This is a genomic window from Tessaracoccus sp. MC1756 (assembly GCF_014164735.1).
Classification (GTDB): Bacteria; Actinomycetota; Actinomycetes; order Propionibacteriales; family Propionibacteriaceae; genus Arachnia.
In genome coordinates this window covers 199,102-216,399 of sequence record NZ_JACJFZ010000004.1, presented here as the reverse complement: position 1 = coordinate 216,399, position 17,298 = coordinate 199,102, and the positions used below count along the sequence as shown (strand labels likewise).

20 protein-coding genes are annotated in these 17,298 nt (G+C 69.4%); 13 read left to right on the top strand and 7 right to left on the bottom strand.

All coding sequences use genetic code 11. The features are described from left to right. Positions 1–21: 21 nt before the first annotated feature. Complete coding sequence (locus H5393_RS11465; protein WP_182766762.1) at positions 22–450, top strand: thiol-disulfide oxidoreductase DCC family protein; 429 nt, start codon at positions 22–24, stop codon at positions 448–450. Here H5393_RS11465 and H5393_RS11460 read toward each other — a convergent pair. The 4 genes from H5393_RS11460 to H5393_RS11445 all read right to left on the bottom strand — a co-directional run bounded on the left by H5393_RS11460 (position 447) and on the right by H5393_RS11445 (position 3,114). After that, entirely contained in the window at positions 447–1,646 is a 1,200-nt protein-coding gene (locus H5393_RS11460) for an ROK family transcriptional regulator (RefSeq protein WP_182766761.1), read from the bottom strand. The genes H5393_RS11465 and H5393_RS11460 overlap by 4 nt on opposite strands. A gap of 83 nt (positions 1,647–1,729) precedes the next feature. Then, positions 1,730–1,927 carry a hypothetical protein gene (locus tag H5393_RS11455; RefSeq protein ID WP_182763164.1) on the bottom strand — a complete coding sequence of 66 codons (198 nt, stop codon included), beginning with the start codon at positions 1,925–1,927 and terminating at the stop codon, positions 1,730–1,732. A gap of 51 nt (positions 1,928–1,978) precedes the next feature. Next, positions 1,979–2,320, bottom strand: a complete 342-nt coding sequence (locus tag H5393_RS11450; protein WP_182763165.1) for an MGMT family protein — start codon at positions 2,318–2,320, stop codon at positions 1,979–1,981. Between the two features lie 53 nt (positions 2,321–2,373). Continuing rightward, a complete protein-coding gene (locus H5393_RS11445) occupies positions 2,374–3,114 on the bottom strand; it encodes a Sir2 family NAD-dependent protein deacetylase (RefSeq protein WP_182766760.1) in 741 nt (246 codons plus the stop codon). Between the two features lie 102 nt (positions 3,115–3,216). On the opposite strand from H5393_RS11445, the gene H5393_RS11440 reads away from it, so the two are divergent. Genes H5393_RS11440 through H5393_RS11425 form a run of 4 tightly spaced genes read left to right on the top strand, consistent with a single transcriptional unit; the run spans position 3,217 to position 7,412 of the window. Next, positions 3,217–3,507 (top strand): FeoA family protein, encoded by a 291-nt coding sequence (locus tag H5393_RS11440; protein WP_182763167.1) that lies wholly within the window; start codon positions 3,217–3,219, stop codon positions 3,505–3,507. A 59-nt stretch (positions 3,508–3,566) separates the two neighbouring features. Continuing rightward, complete coding sequence (locus H5393_RS11435; RefSeq protein ID WP_182766811.1) at positions 3,567–5,453, top strand: ferrous iron transporter B; 1,887 nt, start codon at positions 3,567–3,569, stop codon at positions 5,451–5,453. Further along, a complete protein-coding gene (locus H5393_RS11430) occupies positions 5,450–6,013 on the top strand; it encodes a NifU family protein (RefSeq protein WP_182766759.1) in 564 nt (187 codons plus the stop codon). Before H5393_RS11435 ends, H5393_RS11430 begins: the two co-directional genes overlap by 4 nt. A 37-nt stretch (positions 6,014–6,050) precedes the next feature. Continuing rightward, complete coding sequence (locus H5393_RS11425) at positions 6,051–7,412, top strand: TIGR01777 family oxidoreductase (RefSeq protein WP_182766758.1); 1,362 nt, start codon at positions 6,051–6,053, stop codon at positions 7,410–7,412. Positions 7,413–7,421: 9 nt separating this feature from the next. Here the strand turns inward: H5393_RS11425 and H5393_RS11420 are convergent, their stop codons facing one another. Both H5393_RS11420 and H5393_RS11415 read right to left on the bottom strand, forming a co-directional pair. Continuing rightward, positions 7,422–8,249 (bottom strand): rhomboid family intramembrane serine protease, encoded by an 828-nt coding sequence (locus H5393_RS11420; RefSeq protein ID WP_182766757.1) that lies wholly within the window; start codon positions 8,247–8,249, stop codon positions 7,422–7,424. 21 nt (positions 8,250–8,270) lie between these two features. Then, positions 8,271–8,462: a DUF6767 domain-containing protein gene (locus H5393_RS11415; RefSeq protein ID WP_182766756.1), complete on the bottom strand. Its 192-nt coding sequence runs from the start codon at positions 8,460–8,462 to the stop codon at positions 8,271–8,273. 36 nt (positions 8,463–8,498) lie between these two features. Here H5393_RS11415 and H5393_RS11410 point away from each other — a divergent pair, with 36 nt between their 5' ends. The 5 genes from H5393_RS11410 (at position 8,499) to H5393_RS11390 (ending at position 14,884) form a co-directional block, all read left to right on the top strand. Continuing rightward, the gene (locus H5393_RS11410; protein WP_182766755.1) at positions 8,499–9,716 is read left to right on the top strand and encodes a YibE/F family protein; all 1,218 of its coding nucleotides are present in this window, start codon (positions 8,499–8,501) and stop codon (positions 9,714–9,716) included. A gap of 117 nt (positions 9,717–9,833) precedes the next feature. Further along, entirely contained in the window at positions 9,834–10,910 is a 1,077-nt protein-coding gene (locus H5393_RS11405; protein ID WP_182766754.1) for a M23 family metallopeptidase, read from the top strand. An 83-nt stretch (positions 10,911–10,993) separates the two neighbouring features. Beyond that, a complete protein-coding gene (locus H5393_RS11400) occupies positions 10,994–12,853 on the top strand; it encodes a N,N-dimethylformamidase beta subunit family domain-containing protein (RefSeq protein ID WP_182766753.1) in 1,860 nt (619 codons plus the stop codon). Positions 12,854–12,901: 48 nt separating this feature from the next. After that, positions 12,902–13,927, top strand: a complete 1,026-nt coding sequence (locus tag H5393_RS11395) for a beta-propeller fold lactonase family protein (protein ID WP_182766752.1) — start codon at positions 12,902–12,904, stop codon at positions 13,925–13,927. 150 nt (positions 13,928–14,077) lie between these two features. Further along, positions 14,078–14,884, top strand: a complete 807-nt coding sequence (locus H5393_RS11390; RefSeq protein WP_182766751.1) for a CPBP family intramembrane glutamic endopeptidase — start codon at positions 14,078–14,080, stop codon at positions 14,882–14,884. A 70-nt stretch (positions 14,885–14,954) separates the two neighbouring features. Here the strand turns inward: H5393_RS11390 and arfB are convergent, their stop codons facing one another. Beyond that, on the bottom strand, positions 14,955–15,395 hold the full coding sequence (arfB, locus tag H5393_RS11385) for an alternative ribosome rescue aminoacyl-tRNA hydrolase ArfB (protein ID WP_182766750.1): 441 nt from the start codon (positions 15,393–15,395) through the stop codon (positions 14,955–14,957). 71 nt (positions 15,396–15,466) lie between these two features. Between arfB and H5393_RS11380 the strand changes: the two genes are divergently transcribed. From H5393_RS11380 to H5393_RS11370, 3 genes are read left to right on the top strand one after another with little or no spacing between them, the layout of a single operon-like run. After that, on the top strand, positions 15,467–16,072 hold the full coding sequence (locus H5393_RS11380) for a hypothetical protein (protein ID WP_182766749.1): 606 nt from the start codon (positions 15,467–15,469) through the stop codon (positions 16,070–16,072). Beyond that, positions 16,069–16,497: a deaminase gene (locus H5393_RS11375; protein ID WP_182766748.1), complete on the top strand. Its 429-nt coding sequence runs from the start codon at positions 16,069–16,071 to the stop codon at positions 16,495–16,497. The genes H5393_RS11380 and H5393_RS11375 overlap by 4 nt, the downstream gene beginning before the upstream one ends. A gap of 40 nt (positions 16,498–16,537) precedes the next feature. Further along, on the top strand, positions 16,538–17,278 hold the full coding sequence (locus tag H5393_RS11370; RefSeq protein WP_182766747.1) for a phosphatase PAP2 family protein: 741 nt from the start codon (positions 16,538–16,540) through the stop codon (positions 17,276–17,278). Positions 17,279–17,298: the final 20 nt, after the last annotated feature.

Sequence of the window (17,298 nt, the reverse complement as noted above, 5' to 3'; positions counted from 1 at the left end):
ACTCAAACGGGCAGGACAAGCATGGATGAGCATCTGAACGAGTCGGCACGGGCTGGGGATAACTCCGTGGACGACCCCCGGCTGACCCGGCCGCTGGTCCTCTACGACGAGGACTGTGGCTTCTGTACCACATCAGCCCTCGCTACGCAGACGCCGTGGTTCCGCGCACAGGTGACTGTGACCGCTTTTCAGCGTGTGGACCTCGCTGTCCACAACCTCACTGTGGACAAGTGTGCGGAGAGTCTTCACGTCGTGGATATCGACGGCAGCGCGCACGTGGGCAGTGACGCTGTCGCCGTCGTGTTCCGCGAGTCGAGGTTCCCCTGGCCGCTGGTGGGGGGCGTCCTGCGTCTGCCCGGGATCCGCTGGGTGGCGCAGAAGGTGTACGCGATCGTGGCTCGCAACCGCTACCGGTTGCCCGGCGGGACGGCCGCGTGCCGGCTTGATTAGCGCTCGAGGAGCGGGTCCACCCAGGCAGCCGGGCCGCTGACCACGGGGCCGAGCGCGGCCAGACCTGCGCCCATCGCGGCGCGGCGGGGCGTGTGATCGACCAGTTCCAGCTCGATACCCGAGTGCGGCGCCCACAGCACGCGCGTGGTGAGCTCGCGCTGGAGCGGCTCGCGGAGCCACTCGCCGACACTCGCGAGGTGCCCGCCCAACCGCACGGTGCTGAGATCGAGCAGGTTCAGAGCCGCGCCGATGGCGATGCCCAACGCCGACGCCAGCGTGTCGATGGCCGCCTGAGCAACGGCGTCGCCCTCCGCGAGCGCGGCAACCACGCCGTCGATGTCCGGCTGCCCGGCAAGGCTGGACACGGCATGGGCGCCGGCCACCGTCTCGAGGCACCCGCGGGCGCCGCAACCACAGAGCTCGCCGTCGGGATCGACGCAGATGTGGCCGAGCTCGCTGGCCCAGCCGTGCCGACCGCTCATCAACTGACCATCCAGCGAGATGGACGCGCCGATGCCCACCTCGCCGGTGACGTAGAGGAACGACGACCCCGGGTTCTCCCGCAGCACGGTGAGCGCGGAACAGTCGACGTCGTTGCGCACGGTGAGCCCCAGCCGGGCACCGGCCACCTCCACGTCCCAGTGGAGGCCGGGCTCGACCCCTTCCCACGCGAGGTTGGGTGCGCGCAGAACGCGTTGGCCCTCCCTGTCGACCAGACCTGGGATGGCGAGGAGCGCGCCGGAGACCCGGGCTCCTTCGGGCACGTCCTTGAGTGTTTCCCTGGCGATGTCGGAGAGCCGGGCCATGCCCTCCTCGACGCTGAACGACTCGACATCGATGTCGATGTAGCGCTCCGCCTGCACCTCTCCGGTCAGGTCGACGAGGGTGGCGACCATGCGCTCGACGTTGACCTCGAGACCGAGGGCGAAGACTGTGCCGGGGCGGATCTTGAGCGGGACGGCCGGGCGGCCCCGCGACCCACCGACGGCCTCGCCCTCCACGACAAGCTCGCCGATGATGAGGTCGTCGACCAGCCTGGACACCGTGGAGCGTGTCATCCCCAACCGGCCGGCGATGTCTGCGCGGGAGACGGAACCGCTGTTCGCCAGCACTTCGCCCAGCACGAGCGCGAGGTTGCCCGTGCGCACGGATGCCTGCGTCATGCCCGCGGAAACTGGTGTCTCAGTGTTGAACATCGCCCCTCCTGCCAGGCCGGAAGTGATCAGACCTCAGACCATTCTCCCCGACAACGATGGGAAACGCCGCACGGGGTGTTGAGCTATGAGCGATCGTCGGGCGACGCATCGTCAGCATCCTCCCGTGAACCCGCGACGGGGGGCCGGCGCCGCAGGATCCGGGCGAGCTCCACGATGATGAAGAAGATGACCAGAGCCGCCGCCGCGCCCAACAGGAGGAGGGGCCACAGCGGCGTCGCCTCCGCGGTCTCGAGGAGCTGGATGTCCAGCGGAATCAGCATGCGCCCATCATCCCACGCTCGCTCGGCCCTCGGACGGGGCGCCCGAAGGGATCAGACGATGAGTTCGGCAGCCGCGTCGGCGTAGGCGCAGGCCAACTGCATCAGGTCCGCCCGGTGCCGGTCGATGCGGCAGCGGCCGGGCTCGCTGCTGATCCCCTCACGCGCCCACTGCTTGCGGGCCAGGGGCAGCAGGTGGACGGGGAGTTCCCCGTCGCGGTTGGTGACCCGCCACCAACTCACCTCGCCGCCGCGGGTGGCCATGATGGTGCCGACCCTGCGCGCGGAGGTGCCGACGAGTTCCGCGATGTCGCCGTACGACACGACCGACCCCCTCGGAACCTGTTCGACGGCTCGCAGAACCAGTTCGACGGTGACCTCCGCCTGCTGCGCCATCTCAGGCCCCCTTCGGGTCAGAGTGATTGAGCAACCCTAATACGCGTCGGGGTTCAGGGCTCGGTGGTCAGCAGATCGGGCAGGACGTCGTCGAGCCGGCCCCGGACGACCTGGTGTGCGAGGTCGTCCATGGGGGTCTCGGAGGCGTTGACGATCACGCCGTACGCCCCGTGGGAGATGGCAGTGGGGAACAGCCCAGCCACGGGGTAGACGCCGAGCGACGTGCCCACGGCGACGATCGCGTCGCAGTCTTCGACCGCCTGCAGCGAGGCCTCCATGACGTCGGGCTCCAGGACCTCCTCGAAGAGGATGACGGTGGCGCGGGTGATGCCGCCGCACTCCGGGCAGCGGGGATCCGGGTCGCCGGCGTTGACGTGGGCGACCATCTCCTCCATCGGGCCGGTCTTCCCGCACATCTCGCAGCGCCACGTGCGCATGCTGCCGTGGACCTCGTGCACCAGTTCGGGGCTGGAGCCGGCCAGCTGGTGGAGGCCGTCGGTGTTTTGCGTGATGATCGCCCGCAGCCGGCCCTGCTTCTCCAGGCCGACGACGGCGTGGTGCGCCTTCGTGGGACGGGCGTTCCAGGCCTCGGGCATGGCGCGGCGGCGCCAGGCCGCCTTCCGGACGTCCTCGTCGCTGAGGTACCAGGAGAGGGTGGAGACCAGTTCGGCGTAGGGGTCGCGCGTCCAGAGACCCTCGGGGCCGCGGAAGTCCGGGATGCCGGCGGCGGTGGACAGCCCGGCGCCGGAGAGGATGACGATGCGGTTGGCTTCAGAGAGACGTGACACGGCCATGCGCCCAGTCTGCCCCAGGTCACATGCCCCTGCCCGCTCGCCCCGAGGCGGTAGGCGACCCCCCGCCGGGCAATTAGGTAAGGCGGTGCTAACTTAATGCGCATGACTCTCGTGGAACTGTTCGCCGCTCGGCGATGCACCACAGCGCGGGCGTTCGCCGCCAAGTCAACGTGCACCCTCGATTCCATACCGCTGGGCGAGGTGCGCACCGTCGTCGGTTTCGATGACGACGACGTGGTGGTGCGCCGCCTGTTCGACCTGGGTTTCACACCGGGTGAGAGCGTCGTGCGGCTGCGCCAGGCGCCGCTGGGCGGCCCCCTGATGTTCCGGGTGGGCGGGGTGGAGATCGTGTTGCGCAGGGCGCAGGCGAGCCGCATCCTGGTCGCGACGTGAGCCACACCCACCATCACGGCGGCCCTTCGGCCGCGCCGCAGACTTCGGCGACCGGAGAGGTGCTCCCGCGGGTGGCGCTCGTCGGGAGCCCGAACGCCGGCAAGACCACGCTCTTCAACGGGCTCACGGGCCTGCGGGCCAAGACGGGCAACTACCCCGGCGTCACCGTCGCGAGGTACGAGGGCCTGGTCGAGACCACCACCGGGCCGGTGGTGGTCGAGGACCTCCCCGGCACCTACTCGCTCGATCCCATCAGCCCTGACGAAGAGATCGTCGCCGCCGTCCTCGAGGAGGCGGGCACGCTGGCCGGGCTGCTCGTCGTCGTCGACGCGACGAACCTGAGGCGGGGGCTCGGCTTCGTCGCCCAGGTGCAGCAGGCCGGTCTGCCCACCACGATCGTGCTCACGTTCGTCGACGAGTTGCTGCGCCGCGGCGGCAAGGTCGACCCAGAGGCCCTGTCAAGGGCCCTCGGGCTCACGGTGCTGCCCGTGGTGGCGGGTGAGCGACGCGGGGTCGAGGCCCTCCGCCAGATCCTCGCCGCGCCCGCCCACTGGCCAGCGCCGATGCTGGTGCCTCCCACGGAACCCCAGGCCGTCGTCGGCTGGACGCAGTCCGTCCTCACCGCAGCGCACTTCGCCGCGCCGGATCCGGATTCGCGCACCGCCAGGTTCGACCGCGTGCTGCTGCACCCCCTCTGGGGCAGCCTCATCTTCTTCCTCACCATGTTCGTGTTCTTCCAGACCATCTTCGTGGTGGCCGCCCCCCTGCAGGGCTGGATCGAGGCGGCCTTCGCGTGGCTCGGCGACTGGGCGCGCGGCGCCATCCCGGTGGGCTGGTTGGCATCCTTCACCGCCGACGCCCTGCTGGCCGGTGTGGGCGGCGTGCTGGTGTTCCTGCCGCAGATCGCCCTGCTCTTCATCCTCATCTCGTTGCTCGAGGGTTCCGGCTACCTGTCGCGCGCCGCCTACCTGATGGACCGCGTGATGTCGACGGCGGGCCTGGAGGGCCGTGCGTTCGTCGCGCTCCTCTCGTCGCTGGCCTGCGCCATCCCGGGCATCATGGCCACGCGCACGCTGCCGTCGGCCAAGGACCGGCTGGCCACCATGATGGCCGCACCGCTGATGACCTGCTCCGCCCGGCTGCCCGTCTATGTGCTGCTGATCGGGATGCTCGTGCCGCCCGAGCTGGGCTGGGGCCCGGTGCGGGCACAGGGCGCCATCATGTTCGGCCTCTACGTGCTGGGGGCCGCGTCGGCCATGACGTCGGCGTGGTTCTGGAAGCGGGTCGTCGGGCGCTCTGGCGTGGGGCTGCCGTTCTACATGGAGATGCCGTCCTATCGGCTGCCAAAGCTGAAGACGGTGCTGATCTCGGTGTGGGATGCCTGCAAGGCGTTCCTGCGGAAGGTGACCTCGATCATCCTCGTCACGACGGTGGTCCTCTGGGCGCTGTTGAGCCTGCCGATGCGCTCTGCTGACGACCTGACCGCGGCAGGCGTGGACCCCGCCGACGAGGTGGCCGTGACCGCCTACACGCTGGACCATTCGGTGGCCGCCGGTCTCGGCCGCGCGGTGCAGCCGGTGTTCGAGCCGTTGGGCTTCGACTGGCGCGTCAACGTGGGCGTGATCTCGTCGCTCGCCGCGCGCGAGGTCTTCGTAGCGACGCTCGGTCAGGTGGCGTCCGCCTCTGACCCCGAGAACCCGGCCAGCGCGTTGGCGGACATGCGACACCAGGACGGGCCGCGCGAGGGCGAGATGGTCTTCACCCCTCCCACCATCGCGGCGCTGCTGGTGTTCTTCGTCTACGCGCTGCAGTGCATGTCCACGCTGGCCGTGATGCGCCGCGAGACCGGCACCTGGCGGTGGCCGCTCATCGCCTTCGGTTACCTTGGCCTCACCGCCTGGCTCATGGCCTTCCTTGCCCATCAGATCGTGGGAGTACTCACATGACACGCGCCATCCACCCCCAGTCGATCCCGGGCGAACCGCGCGCCGTGCGCTGGGTCACCGACGCCGTCCTCCCCGTCGGCCAGGTCCTGCACGCGCCCGGCACGCTCGGCCCGCTGCTCGAGTACGGCGTGTTGACCAAGGCAATGGTGGAACGACGCGGTGTCTGGACGTGGTTGGCCGAGGACCGCACCTGGACCGAGCACGGCCCACGGATCCGCGACGCGGTGGCGGCCGCCGTCGACCTCGAGGGCTGGGAGGTCACCGAGGGCTCCGGGGAACTGCTGGGAATGCTGGCGCGCGAGGTGCTGGAGGGTGAGCTGGCCGGCTACGTGTCGAGCCACGGCGGCCACATCACAGTCGCCGATGCGACGGCCACGACGCTGAAGCTCAACTTCGGCGGCGCCTGCGAGGACTGCCCCGCGGCCGCGTCGACGCTGCATGACCGGGTGGAGGCATCGGTGCGTCAACGCTATCCGCTCCTCACGGAGGTGAAGCGCAGCGGCGAGCACCATCACGGCGGCGGCTGGCTCGGCCTCCCGGTGCCCGGTCGGGGCCGATAGCCCCTGAAACTCCCGCGTGACTGACAGGATGGCCCGTATGAAGGTCTACGAGCACGTCACCGACTTCGCGCACCCGCGCGACCTCGTTCGCCGAATGCTGTACGGCCCCGGTGGGCTGGTGCGCTTCACTCCGGGCGGCGGGCTGACGGTTCTCCAGGGCAACCCGGACGACTACCGCGTGGGCAACCAGTTCACCGTGAGCGTCCATCTGCCCTACCGGCCGTACCCGAAGCCCAAGGCCACCTACCGCTACATGGCGCTGAGCGACGACGTGCAGGTCGTCGACATGGTGGACAGCGCCATCTTCAACAGTTGGCGCCACGAGTCGTTCCTCAGCGACCTGCCAGACGGCGGCACCAGGATGTTCGACCGCATCACGTTCGACGCCCCGCAACTGAGGTTCGACACCGATGCGGAACACAACCGCGACTTCCGGTTCAGGGCGCGCCAGATGAAGGGCGACCTCATGCTCCACCGGCTCCTCGCCGGCCAGAGCCGCCGGATCCTCGTCGCGGGTGCCTCGGGCCTCATCGGCACGCAACTGGTCGCGCTGCTCGCCAACGCCGGGCAGCACGTCGGCCGGCTGGTCCGCTCGCCGGACCAGGGCTACGCGCCCGGCACCGCCATCCAGTGGGACCCCGCCGGGCGACACCTTCCCCCCGGCGTCCTCGAAGGCGTCGACGCGGTGATCAACCTCGCCGGGCACTCCATCGGCGGCCGGTTCACTGCGAACAACAAGCAGAAGATCCTGCAGTCACGCCTCGACGCCACCCACACGCTGGCCGACGCCGTCGCCCAACACCCGTCGACCGCGCTCATCCAGGCGTCGGGCATCGGCATCTACGGCGCGCGACGCCCGGGAGAACTTCTCACGGAGGAGTCGGCACCCGGCGACGGGTTCCTCGCCGACGTCGTGCGTCAGTGGGAGGGAGCCGCCGGCGCAGCGTCGGACGCGGGCGCCCGCACCGCCTTCATGCGCACCGGGATCGCGTTGAGCCAGGGCGGCGGGGCCCTCCTGCCGCAGCTCCCGCTGTTCTTCCTGGGGCTGGGTGGACCGGTGTCGCCGAAGGAGGGCATGAACAGCTGGATCGGGATCGACGACGTGGCCCGCGCGTACACGTATGCCGTGGTGGCGCCGTCGGTGCAGGGACCGGTCAACATGGTGGGGCCCGCTCCGGTCACCAACGGCGAGTTCGCCGAGACGCTGGCCCGGGTGATCGGGAAACGGTCCTGGCTGCCGGTGCCCTCGGTGGGGCCCAAGGTCCTCCTGGGGTCCGAGGGCTACGACCAGCTGATCGACACCGACCAGCGGGTCTCCTCGGCCAAGCTCCAGACCGCGGGGTTCAGGTTCTCTGAGCCCACCGTCGAGGAGGCGCTGAAGCACACGCTCTGGCGGTGACAGGCGGCGCTATCCGGCGAGCTGGAGGCCCCGGAAGAGGCTGACGACCACGAAGGCGACCGCCAGCACGGCGAGCAGCGGCCACTGCCATTTCCGCACCGACCTGGGCAGATACAGGACGACGGCCGTGGCCACAACACCACCCACCAGGCCGCCCAGATGCCCCTGCCACGACACATTGGCCCACAGGAACGACACCGCCACGTTGATGCCGATCCAGGTGAGGATGCCGCGCACGTCGCCCTTGTGCTTGATCGCGAGCAGCAGCACGGCGCCGAGGAGCCCGTAGATCGCGCCCGACGCGCCCAGCGTGGAGCCCAGCGGGTTGGAGAACAGCATCACGCTGGCAGACCCGCCGAGCAACGAGATGAGGTAGATGGCCAGGAACTTCCAGCGGCCCACGATCTGCTCGACGTTGGGGCCCAGCAGGTACAACACCAGCATGTTGAAGCCGAAGTGCCACAACTCCACATGCGCGAAACCCGAGGTGAGCAGTTGCCACCATTCGCCGTAGTACGCGGCGATGGCGGGGGTGAGCGCCACGTAGCCCATCGGCTCGCCGTCGTAGCCGCCGGTCAGCAGCAGCAGGATCCAGATGGCGGCGTTGATGCCGACCAGGACCATCGAGGTCGTCTTGGGGTTGGAGGTGCGCTCGCCGCCGTACGGGAGCGCGTGTTGCCGTGTCTGCTGCATCCCCTGCTGCACGCATTCGGGGCACTGGAACCCCACCGAGCCCGGCACCATGCACTGGGGACAGATGGGGCGGCCGCAGCGCTGGCACGAGATACGGGTGGGTTCGTTCGGGTGCCGATAGCAGACGGGCGCGGCCATTTCCATGGGACGAGCGTACCCGCGCGCCTACTGGTGCTGTTTCCGGCGGCTCTCAGCCCAGGCCTCGCGGGATTCCGGGTCGTCCATGATGAGATAGACGAGGCCGCAGTCGTGCGGGCCGGTCACGCTGACCTGGCAGAGGGTGCACGGATCCCCTGGGCGCAGCGGGCACTTGGCGTCCGGGCGCCGCTTCCGCCTGGTTTCCGCGTTCGTCGACACGTTTCGAGTGTACGTCCGCCGTGTACGTTGGCCCGCATGGGTCACTCGCACGGCGAACACGCACCAGTAGAAGTGGGACAGCGCGCCCGGGCTCTCCTCGTCGGCTTCCTCGCCGTCGTGGGCATCCTCGCCGTGGCGGGCATGATCTGGCTGTGGCCCAGCGGCGCCGAGCTCGACGGCGCCCTCACGATCGTCGACGAGGTGCCGGGCGTGACGTACGAGGACGCCACCATCACGGGGATCGTCGAAGGGTGCGAGTCGGCGGGGGTGGGCCCCGTCGAAGGGCCGGCCTGCCTGACCGCCCAGGTCGTCGTCGACAGTGGGGCCGACGAGGGGGCGGAGGTCGCCGTCGAGCTGTCCGGGCCCCAGGTGCACGCAGGCTTGAAGTCGGGCGACTCCATCGAGGTCGCCCGCATCCCCACCGAAGACGGCTTCCACTATGCGTTCAGCGGTGTGAACCGGCTGCCGGTGATCGGGATCATGCTGGCGCTGTTCGTGGCTGCGGTGGTCGCCGTCGCCAGGTGGCGGGGGCTGATGGCGTTGGTGGCGCTGGGCATCGCCGCCTACGTACTGCTGGGGTTCATGCTTCCGGCCGTCATCGTGGGCAAATCCGGCATGGCCGTGGCGCTGGCCGGGTCGACGGTGATCATGTTCATCGTGCTCTACGTGGCGCACGGGGTCTCGGTGCGCACCTCGGCCGCGCTGGCCGGGACCCTGCTGGGGCTCGCGGTCACCACGGGGCTGGGCGCGATCGCTGTCGTGACAGCCCGGCTGTCCGGCTTCTCTGACGAGAACGAGTACGACCTCGCCCAACTCGCACCCGCCATCAACTTCCAGGACCTGTTGATGGTGGGCATCATCGTGGGCGGGCTCGGCGTGCTCAACGACGTGACGATCACCCAGGCCTCGGCCGTCTGGGAGCTGCGCGGCGCAGCGCCGCAGTGGTCGCGGTCCCGCGTGTTCGCGGCGGGGATGCGAATCGGCCGCGACCACATCGCCTCCACGATCTACACCATCGTCTTCGCCTACGCCGGCGCCGCGCTGACCGTGCTGCTCCTCCTGTACTTCACCTCCCGTGCGCCGCTGGACCTACTCGGCGTGGAGATGTTCGCGGGGGAGGCGGTGCGCACTCTCGGCTCGGCCATCGGCTTGGTGTTGAGCGTGCCCCTGACCACCGGCATCGCGGCCCTCACCGTCGGCCCGGCGAAGGGGGAGGTTCCGGCCGCAGAGGCATCGCCGGTAGCAGAAATCTGAGCAATTCTCAGGAAGGATTTGGGAAACTCTCAGGAAACTCGTACAGTTTTCAGGGATCACCGCGTGGGTGGTCTCCTCACCCTGAGAAACCCTGAGAATTTGCTGAAGGATATCTGCGTGCGAAAGTCTTTTGTCGGAGCCCTGGTAGTCGCGCTCCTGGCTGGCGTGTTCAGCGTCGCCACCGCTCCGAGGGCCGAGGCAGCAGCCACCCTTCCGGATTTCCCCATGCTGCTGCCCGTGGGTTGGGGCCTCACAGTCCAGGGTGGCGGCACCCACACCTTCGCCTCCGGCGTGCGTAGCTCCGTGGATCTCGGCGCCGCAGGCAACGCGTCGGTCGACGTGGTCGCCGCCGCCGATGGCGTGCTCACCACCGTCAAGGCCAACTGTGAGGTCATCATCACCCACCAGGGCGGCTGGCAGACGAAGTACTTCCACCTGCGCGCCATCCCGGCCGGCCTCGCCGCCGGCCAACAGGTGGCGGCCGGCACCAAGCTGGGCATGACCGGCATGCCGGGCTCCGAGACCTGTGGCCGCGGTACCTTCCGCCACGTGCACTTCACGCTGATGAAGGCCGGCACCGAAGTGCCCATCGACGGTCTGCAGCTGGGCGGCTACGCAATCCACGGCAGCGGCGGCGCGTACTGCGGCTACTGGACGCGCAACTCCGACGGCGCCGTCGTCGCCGACGCACGTCGCTCCTGCTACGCCGTGCCCGCCCTGAGCAACACACTGCTGCCCGCCTCCGCGCTGCACCGCGCCTCGCAGGTCGCCGCATCGCGTGACGTCCAGCGGCCGGTGATCGCCGCGGCGGACACCATCGACGCCGTCGCGCTCTACGTGACCGAGGGTCAGCACACCGTGGGCGGTCGCGCGTGGCGCACCACCTGCGAGCCGTATTCGCAGACTGAGCGGTGTCGCACCGAGATCTGGGCCTCCATCGTCGAGAACGTCGCGGGCTACGAACTGCACACGGAGGGTTGGGTGTTCAACAACCTCACGTACAAGCCCGCGAAGCGGGAACTCTGGGTAGGCAATGACCTGGGCACGCCCGGCAGCTGGAGCGACGCGCAGGGCCGGCAGTGGCGCACCGAGTGCGACACCGCCGCGACGGGTCGCGGCGCCTGCCGCACCTACGTGAGGTCGTCCGCCGGCGGCGCCGAGGTCTTCAACAACCTGGTGCGCTTCAGCGACTGACCCCCGGCCCGCTCGCGTCACACTCTTCTCCGAATCCCTGCCCCGTCCGCACCGGGGGGCAGGGATTCTCCTATCGTGTGGATGTGGCCCTCCGGCGTTCTTCAGCACTGCTCCTCGCCATCGCCCTGGTGTGGAGCGGTCTCACGCCCACCGTGGCGACGGCCGACGACGGCCTCCACAACTGGCGGGTCCCCCTGACCCAGCAGGCGACCGACGCGGAACTCAGGGGGTTCGTCGGCGCCGAGAGCCTCCTCCCCGGCCAGCCCATGGAGCTGAGGGTGCACAGCCCGTCCCAGGCCGTGGCCGTTGACGTGTACCGCATCGGCGACTACAGCGGCCGCGGCGGGCTCAGGGTGGCGCAACTGACGGCCCAGCCCGGCGTCGCGCAGCAGGCCTGCACGTTCGAAGACGGCAACATGGTGGACTGCTCCGGGTGGAAGGTCACGCACACCCTCGACACCACCGGCTGGCTGCCGGGCATGTACTACGTGAACCTGCGCCACGCGTCGGGGAGGTCGAAGACGGTGCCGGTGATCCTGCGCTCGCGGTCGCACCGCGGCACGGTGACGGTGATGTCGGCGACGGCGACCCACCAGGCGTACAACCCGATGGGCAACTTCAACCTGTACCAGGGCTACCAGGACGGGCGCTCGGCCTTCGAGTACCGGGCGCACCGTGTCTCGTTCATGCGGCCCCAGGCGTTCGAGGGGAACCGCACGCTCAAGGTGCAGGAGTACGAGGTGGGGTTCATCCAGCAGCTCGAGTCGCTGGGTGTGCCGCTGTCCTACACCACCAATTTCGCCCTGCAGCAGGGCCCGGCGCAGTACGCCGGTTCGCCCGCCATGGTGTTCCTCGGCCACGACGAGTATTGGAGCCTGGAGATGCGGCGCGCCGCCGAGGCGTTGCGCGACTCGGGCACGAACCTGCTCTTCCTCGGCGCCAACACCGCGTACTGGCGCATCCGCTGGAACGCCGACGGAACGATCGTGACCAGCTACAAGGACGCGAGCCTCGACCCGGTGCAGGGCCCGACGACCACGGACCTGTGGCGCCGGAGCCCCTGGGCGGATCCCGAGGCTTCACTGCTGGGTTCGCAGTACGCCTGCGCGTCGCAGTTCCGGGAGACGGCGCCCCTGGTGGTGACCGATCCAACCTTCTGGGGGTTCGCGGGCCTCGGCGCGACCGCGGGCGCCCAGTACCCCGGGCTCGTCGGTCATGAGATCGACCGGTTGGCGAAGCAGTCGCCTGAGTCCACCGTCGTGGTGGCCCACAGCCCGTTGCGGTGCACCAACGACGACAACGCGTTCTCCGACATCACCTACTACTCGGCGCCGTCCGGGGCCGGGGTGGTGAACCTCGGGTCGTTCGCGTTCGCGTGGGCGGTGTCGCCGTGGATGGAATCGGCACCGGCGACGTCGCAGGCGTTCGCGCGCGGCCTCGTGCGCAACCTGGTGACGGAAGCGGCGAAGGGGCCGCTCGGGCTGCGCCATCCGAGCGTCGAGCCGGCTCCCGATTTCGTGAGGAATCCGCAGTTGCTCTACGTGACACCCGGCGAGCACCTGGTCAACGGGCGACGGTGGCGCACCTCGTGCGAGCCGTACTCGGTGACGGAGCGCTGCCGCACCGAGATCTGGGGCACGGTGGTCAGCCACGTCGGCGGTAGGTTCGTGCAGAGCACCGGCTGGCTGTTCAACAACCTCACCTACAAGCCCACGCCCCGTTCGCTCTGGGCCGGCAACCCGCTGGCCGCCAATGGCGAATGGACGAGCAACGGCAGGCGGTGGCGCACTGAATGCGACACGGCCGCCACAGGCAGGGGCGGCTGCCGCAGCTACCTGGTGGCCTCGGTGATCGCCTACTCGGTGGGCGCCGACGGGAGCGGCAGCTACGCCTGGCGCAATCAGTGGACGTTCAACTCGATGGTGTCGTTCCAGCCCTCCTGACGTGGCCAACCCCTCCCGGGTGCCCGGCCCTGTGCCTAAGCTTGCGCCATGAGCACTGACGCGATGGTCCTGGTCGGAAACTCCAAGGGTGGCACGCTGACCACCCTTCACATCAGCGACGAGCAACTGGTCCGGGTGAGCGAGGTCGGCGTCGGCGCGGGGTGCAGCACGTTCGCTGTCGACCATGCCCGCGGGCTGCTGTATGTCGCCACCGCCGAGCCATCGCCTGCAATCGTGACCCTGCGCATCGATCGCGAGCAGGGCAGGCACCAGGAGGTCTCGCGTCGCCCGGTGGAAGACGCGTTGGTCTACCTGGACGTGTCGCCGAGGGGCCACATGCTGTTGGCCGCCTCCTACCACGGCGGATGGGGTGCGTCGTACCGCGTTCTCGACGGCGTGGTGGGCGAGGAGTCGGCACGCCTGGAGAGCCGCAACATGCACGCCGCGCTGTTCGACCCGACCGGCCACAACGCCTACTTCGTGTCGCTGGGCGACGACCGCATCGCCCAGTTCGCCACCACCGTCGACGGGGGGCTGGCCGAACTCTCTGAACCGTTCGTCCACGCCACGCCCGGCACGGGTCCCCGGCACCTCGTCTTCTCCCCGGACAGCAACCACGCGTACCTCCTGACCGAGTTCACCGGTGAGGCCATCCACTTCGACCGTGGGGAATCCGGCCGGCTGACCCGTCGCGAAGAGGTGCGAGCCTTCGACGTGACGCGGGGGCTGCACACGTCGTCGTTCGGGGTGGACCCCATTGCGGGTCACCTGGTGTGGGGCGCAGACCTCGCGCTGGCCGCCGGTGGCCGGTGGCTGCTGTGCACCGAGCGCACGGAGTCGACGGTGGGCGCGATCGCCGTCGGAGCCGACGGCACGCTGCGCGGCCCGGTCGTGATCACCGACACGGAGACGCAGCCTCGCGGGCTCACGGTGTCGCCTGAGGGTGAGCATGTCGTCGTGGTCGGGGAGCGGAGCGGGCACGCCTCGCTGTATCGGATTTACGACGACGGCCACCTGGTTCTCCAGAGCCAACTCGAGACCGGCGCGGGCCCCAACTGGGTCCGCTTCCTGTGACGGTTATCCACAGGCTTACCCACACCCGGGGATAAATCACACGGCTGTGGTTAGCCGGGGATCCCCCCTCGGCGTCCTACGCGTCGTAGTATCCGTCACGGGACTCAGTCACCAGCGTGGTTGTCGAGATCCGTCAGGAGCGTGGCTGCCATGGACAAGCTGCAGGACAAGCGCCCCGTGATGTTCGCGGTGGCCTGGATCGGGATCTACATCGTCGCCGTCAATATCGGCGACTGGCTCTCCGGCCTCGTGGGCGTCCCCGATCTGGCGACCAGCGTCGTGCTGGTGCTGCTCTCGCTGGGGCTCATGGTCCACCTCGCGAGGAACGGTTGGCTCAGGTATTACGGGGTCCGACGCCTGCGTCGGGACGATTTCTCGGGGACGTTGCTGTACGCACCGCTCGTTCTCATCGTCGTGATGCAATTCATGAAGGGGCTACGGGCTGACCTCGACGTCACCGCCGTCCTGGTCATCGTCGTGCTCATGACCTGCGTCGGTTTCCTGGAGGAGCTGATCTTCCGAGGCATGCTGCTGCGCGGCATCCAACGCACCAGCACGCTGACCCGGGCGATCATGATCTCCGGGGTCACCTTCGGCATCGGTCACATCGTGAACCTGGCACGCGGGATGAATCCGCTCGAGCAGGGCATCCAAATCGGTTTCGGAGTCGTACTTGGAATAGTCCTGGCCATGCTGTTCGCCGTCACCGGCACCATCGTGCCGCTCATCGTGTTTCACGCGCTGCTGAACATCAGCGGCAACGTGACGGCGAGCGACCCCGGGGCGGAACTCGTCATGCTCGCGGGCACCACGGTTGTCTGCGCTGGCTACGTGATCTACCTGACTGGTGTGCTTCGCAAACGGGGACCCAGCCCGGAGGTGTCGCGGCCCGCACCATCAGCTGAGGTGCCGGAGGTGGGCGTCGAGCCCCAACGCTCGACTGACAAGGTCGGGTGAGAACGGGAGGGTTACGCGCTCGGTTGGGCAGTGAAGGCGGAGAGGTCGCGGCCGCTGGACAGCCTTCGTGTCAGTCACCCGGACGGCGACGCGCACTCTTCAGCTCCGCGCGGTGTTTCTTGGACCGCAGCCGGCGCTCCACCGACCCCTTGGTCGGGCGCGTGGCTCGCCGCTTCGGGGGCGGTGGGGCAAGTGCCTCGCGGAGCATCGCGGCCAGCCGCTGGCGGGCGGCGGAGCGGTTGCGCAGCTGCGAGCGCTCTTCCGACGCTTCGACGGCGAGCACCCCGTCGACCATTCTGTGCCGCAGTCGGTGCAGCACCCGACGACGCTGCGCCTCCGTGAGCGTGGTCGACGCCCGGACGTCGAAGGAGAGCTGCACCTTGCTGTCGGTGGTGTTCACCCCCTGACCGCCGGGGCCCGACGAGCGGGCGAACCGCTCCCGCAGTTCGCCGGCCGGAATCACCAGGCCGTCGGGAATCCCCGGCCCCGGGTCGACGGTCAACTCGCTCATGCCCCGGAGTCTACGAGGATCAGTACCAGAGGCGGATCCCGCGCCTGCCGTGCCGCAATAGGCTGCCTGGCATGGTTCGGAGATCCTGGGGATGGGTGCTGACGGTGGCTCTCGCGGTGGCGGTGGTGTCGCTGGTGAGCGGCCTCGCCACCCAGACTGAGCTGAACGGCGACGCCAACGGGCTGCTCGCCACACGGCTCACCTTCACGAAGTTGCTCAACACCGGAACGGCCTGGGCGGGGGTCCTGATCCTCGCAGGCCGGCTAGTGCGCCGCCCGCGCCAAGCCGCAGCTGCGGGCGTCCTGAGCGGGTGGCTCCTGCTGGGCGCCCACTACGGGCTGGGGCAGGTCCTCGGCGTCTACACCGGCGACATCTGGGCGGAGAACCTCAACTGGTTCCTGCTCACCGGCGCCATCGGCGCACCGCTGGGCCTCATCGGGGCGGCCGCGGGCCGCCCCGGCGGGTGGGGAGCCGCTGCTCGGCTCGCGGTCCCGGCCGGAGCCGTCATCGAACCGTCCTACCGCGGCATGTTCGACCTCCCGGACGCCACGCCCTGGCCCGGGATGCTCTCCAACGTCCTGTGCGGCGCGACGCTGCTGGTCCTCGGCGGTGCTGGTCTCGTTGCCGCGCTGCGCCGAGGGGGCAGGGCTGTGCGGGTTCTAGACTCAGCCGCATGACGCGCCCCTCGTTCGACGAACTCGGCCTCGCCACCGCACGCCTCTGGGCCTCCCGGAGCGCCGACGCGAAGGTTCAGGTGGGCGCCTGCCTGCTGGACAGGTGGCACCGCGTGGTCGGCGTCGGTTACAACGGCCGGGCCGCCGGCGAACCGAACCAACGCGAATCCATGGCCCAGGGCCAGAGCGGGTTCATCCACGCGGAGGTCAACGCACTCCTGGCCGCGAACTGGAACGGCGAGGGCCACACCCTGTTCGTCACCCACGAGCCGTGCGCCACGTGCGCCCGGTTGATCATCAACTCGCGCCGCGTGACCAGGGTGGTCTACGAGACCGGCTACACGGAGGTGGCGCGCTCCGAAGTCGGCCTCCCGTCCGGGGCCCAGATCCTGCGCGAGGGCGGGCTCAGCGTCGAACTCGCTGGTTGAGTCCGCGGCCACTGGCCAGCGTCCGTGCGAGCATTGTCGGATGCACCTGCCCCAGCCGTCCGTCAAGGCCAAGGCGTCGCTCCTGTTGGGGGGCACGCTGGCCGTCGCGCTCGTCGCTGCCATCGTCCTGACCGAACTGTTCGGCGAGATCATGGAATCCATCGCGGACAACGACGGGGTCGCCGCCTGGGACCGCCCGGTGCTCGACTGGGCCCTCGCCGCGCGGACGCCCGGGTTCACGTCGTTCGTCGCCTGGTACTCCAACACCGGCGGGCCCTTCTGGCAGCCCGTCGTCACCGGCGTCGTGGTGGCATTCCTCAGCTGGCGCTGGCGCGACATCACCCCACTCATCCTGACCGTCATCGCCGTGGGCGGCTCGCTGCTCATCACCATCCTGGGCAAGAACTACATCGGGCGTGCCCGGCCGCCCATCGCGGAGGCGGTGCCGCCGTTCGAGTCGTCGATGAGCTTCCCCAGCGGACACAGCCTCAATGCCCTGGTCATCGCCGGCATCCTCGCCTACCTGCTGATCCGCCACACCCGGCAGCACCGGCACCGACGCTGGCTCCCCTGGGTCATCGCGGCATTGGCGGCGCTCTACTCCATCTCCATGGGCCTCTCCCGGGTCTTCTTGGGGCACCACTGGCTGACCGACGTGTTCGGCGCCTGGGCCATCGGCTCGGCGTGGCTCGCCGTCGTCATCGGATGCCACCGCATCTGGCACGCCGTGCGGTCCCGGACGGAGCCTGGGCCGGTGGAGGAGGAACGCGCTCCCGCCTGAAACCCCCAGTCAATGGTGGA

Excerpts from the sequence above, each read along its gene's own strand:
- H5393_RS11455 (WP_182763164.1), bottom strand. The coding sequence starts at position 1,927 with ATGCTGATTCCGCTGGACATCCAGCTCCTCGAGACCGCGGAGGCGACG.
- H5393_RS11430 (WP_182766759.1), top strand. The coding sequence starts at position 5,450 with ATGACACGCGCCATCCACCCCCAGTCGATCCCGGGCGAACCGCGCGCC.
- H5393_RS11410 (WP_182766755.1), top strand. The coding sequence starts at position 8,499 with ATGGGTCACTCGCACGGCGAACACGCACCAGTAGAAGTGGGACAGCGC.
- H5393_RS11465 (WP_182766762.1), top strand. The coding sequence starts at position 22 with ATGGATGAGCATCTGAACGAGTCGGCACGGGCTGGGGATAACTCCGTG.
- H5393_RS11390 (WP_182766751.1), top strand. The coding sequence starts at position 14,078 with ATGGACAAGCTGCAGGACAAGCGCCCCGTGATGTTCGCGGTGGCCTGG.
- H5393_RS11440 (WP_182763167.1), top strand. The coding sequence starts at position 3,217 with ATGACTCTCGTGGAACTGTTCGCCGCTCGGCGATGCACCACAGCGCGG.
- H5393_RS11450 (WP_182763165.1), bottom strand. The coding sequence starts at position 2,320 with ATGGCGCAGCAGGCGGAGGTCACCGTCGAACTGGTTCTGCGAGCCGTC.
- H5393_RS11380 (WP_182766749.1), top strand. The coding sequence starts at position 15,467 with ATGGTTCGGAGATCCTGGGGATGGGTGCTGACGGTGGCTCTCGCGGTG.
- H5393_RS11370 (WP_182766747.1), top strand. The coding sequence starts at position 16,538 with ATGCACCTGCCCCAGCCGTCCGTCAAGGCCAAGGCGTCGCTCCTGTTG.
- H5393_RS11395 (WP_182766752.1), top strand. The coding sequence starts at position 12,902 with ATGAGCACTGACGCGATGGTCCTGGTCGGAAACTCCAAGGGTGGCACG.
- H5393_RS11420 (WP_182766757.1), bottom strand. The coding sequence starts at position 8,249 with ATGGAAATGGCCGCGCCCGTCTGCTATCGGCACCCGAACGAACCCACC.
- H5393_RS11445 (WP_182766760.1), bottom strand. The coding sequence starts at position 3,114 with ATGGCCGTGTCACGTCTCTCTGAAGCCAACCGCATCGTCATCCTCTCC.
- arfB (WP_182766750.1), bottom strand. The coding sequence starts at position 15,395 with ATGAGCGAGTTGACCGTCGACCCGGGGCCGGGGATTCCCGACGGCCTG.
- H5393_RS11375 (WP_182766748.1), top strand. The coding sequence starts at position 16,069 with ATGACGCGCCCCTCGTTCGACGAACTCGGCCTCGCCACCGCACGCCTC.
- H5393_RS11425 (WP_182766758.1), top strand. The coding sequence starts at position 6,051 with ATGAAGGTCTACGAGCACGTCACCGACTTCGCGCACCCGCGCGACCTC.
- H5393_RS11460 (WP_182766761.1), bottom strand. The coding sequence starts at position 1,646 with ATGTTCAACACTGAGACACCAGTTTCCGCGGGCATGACGCAGGCATCC.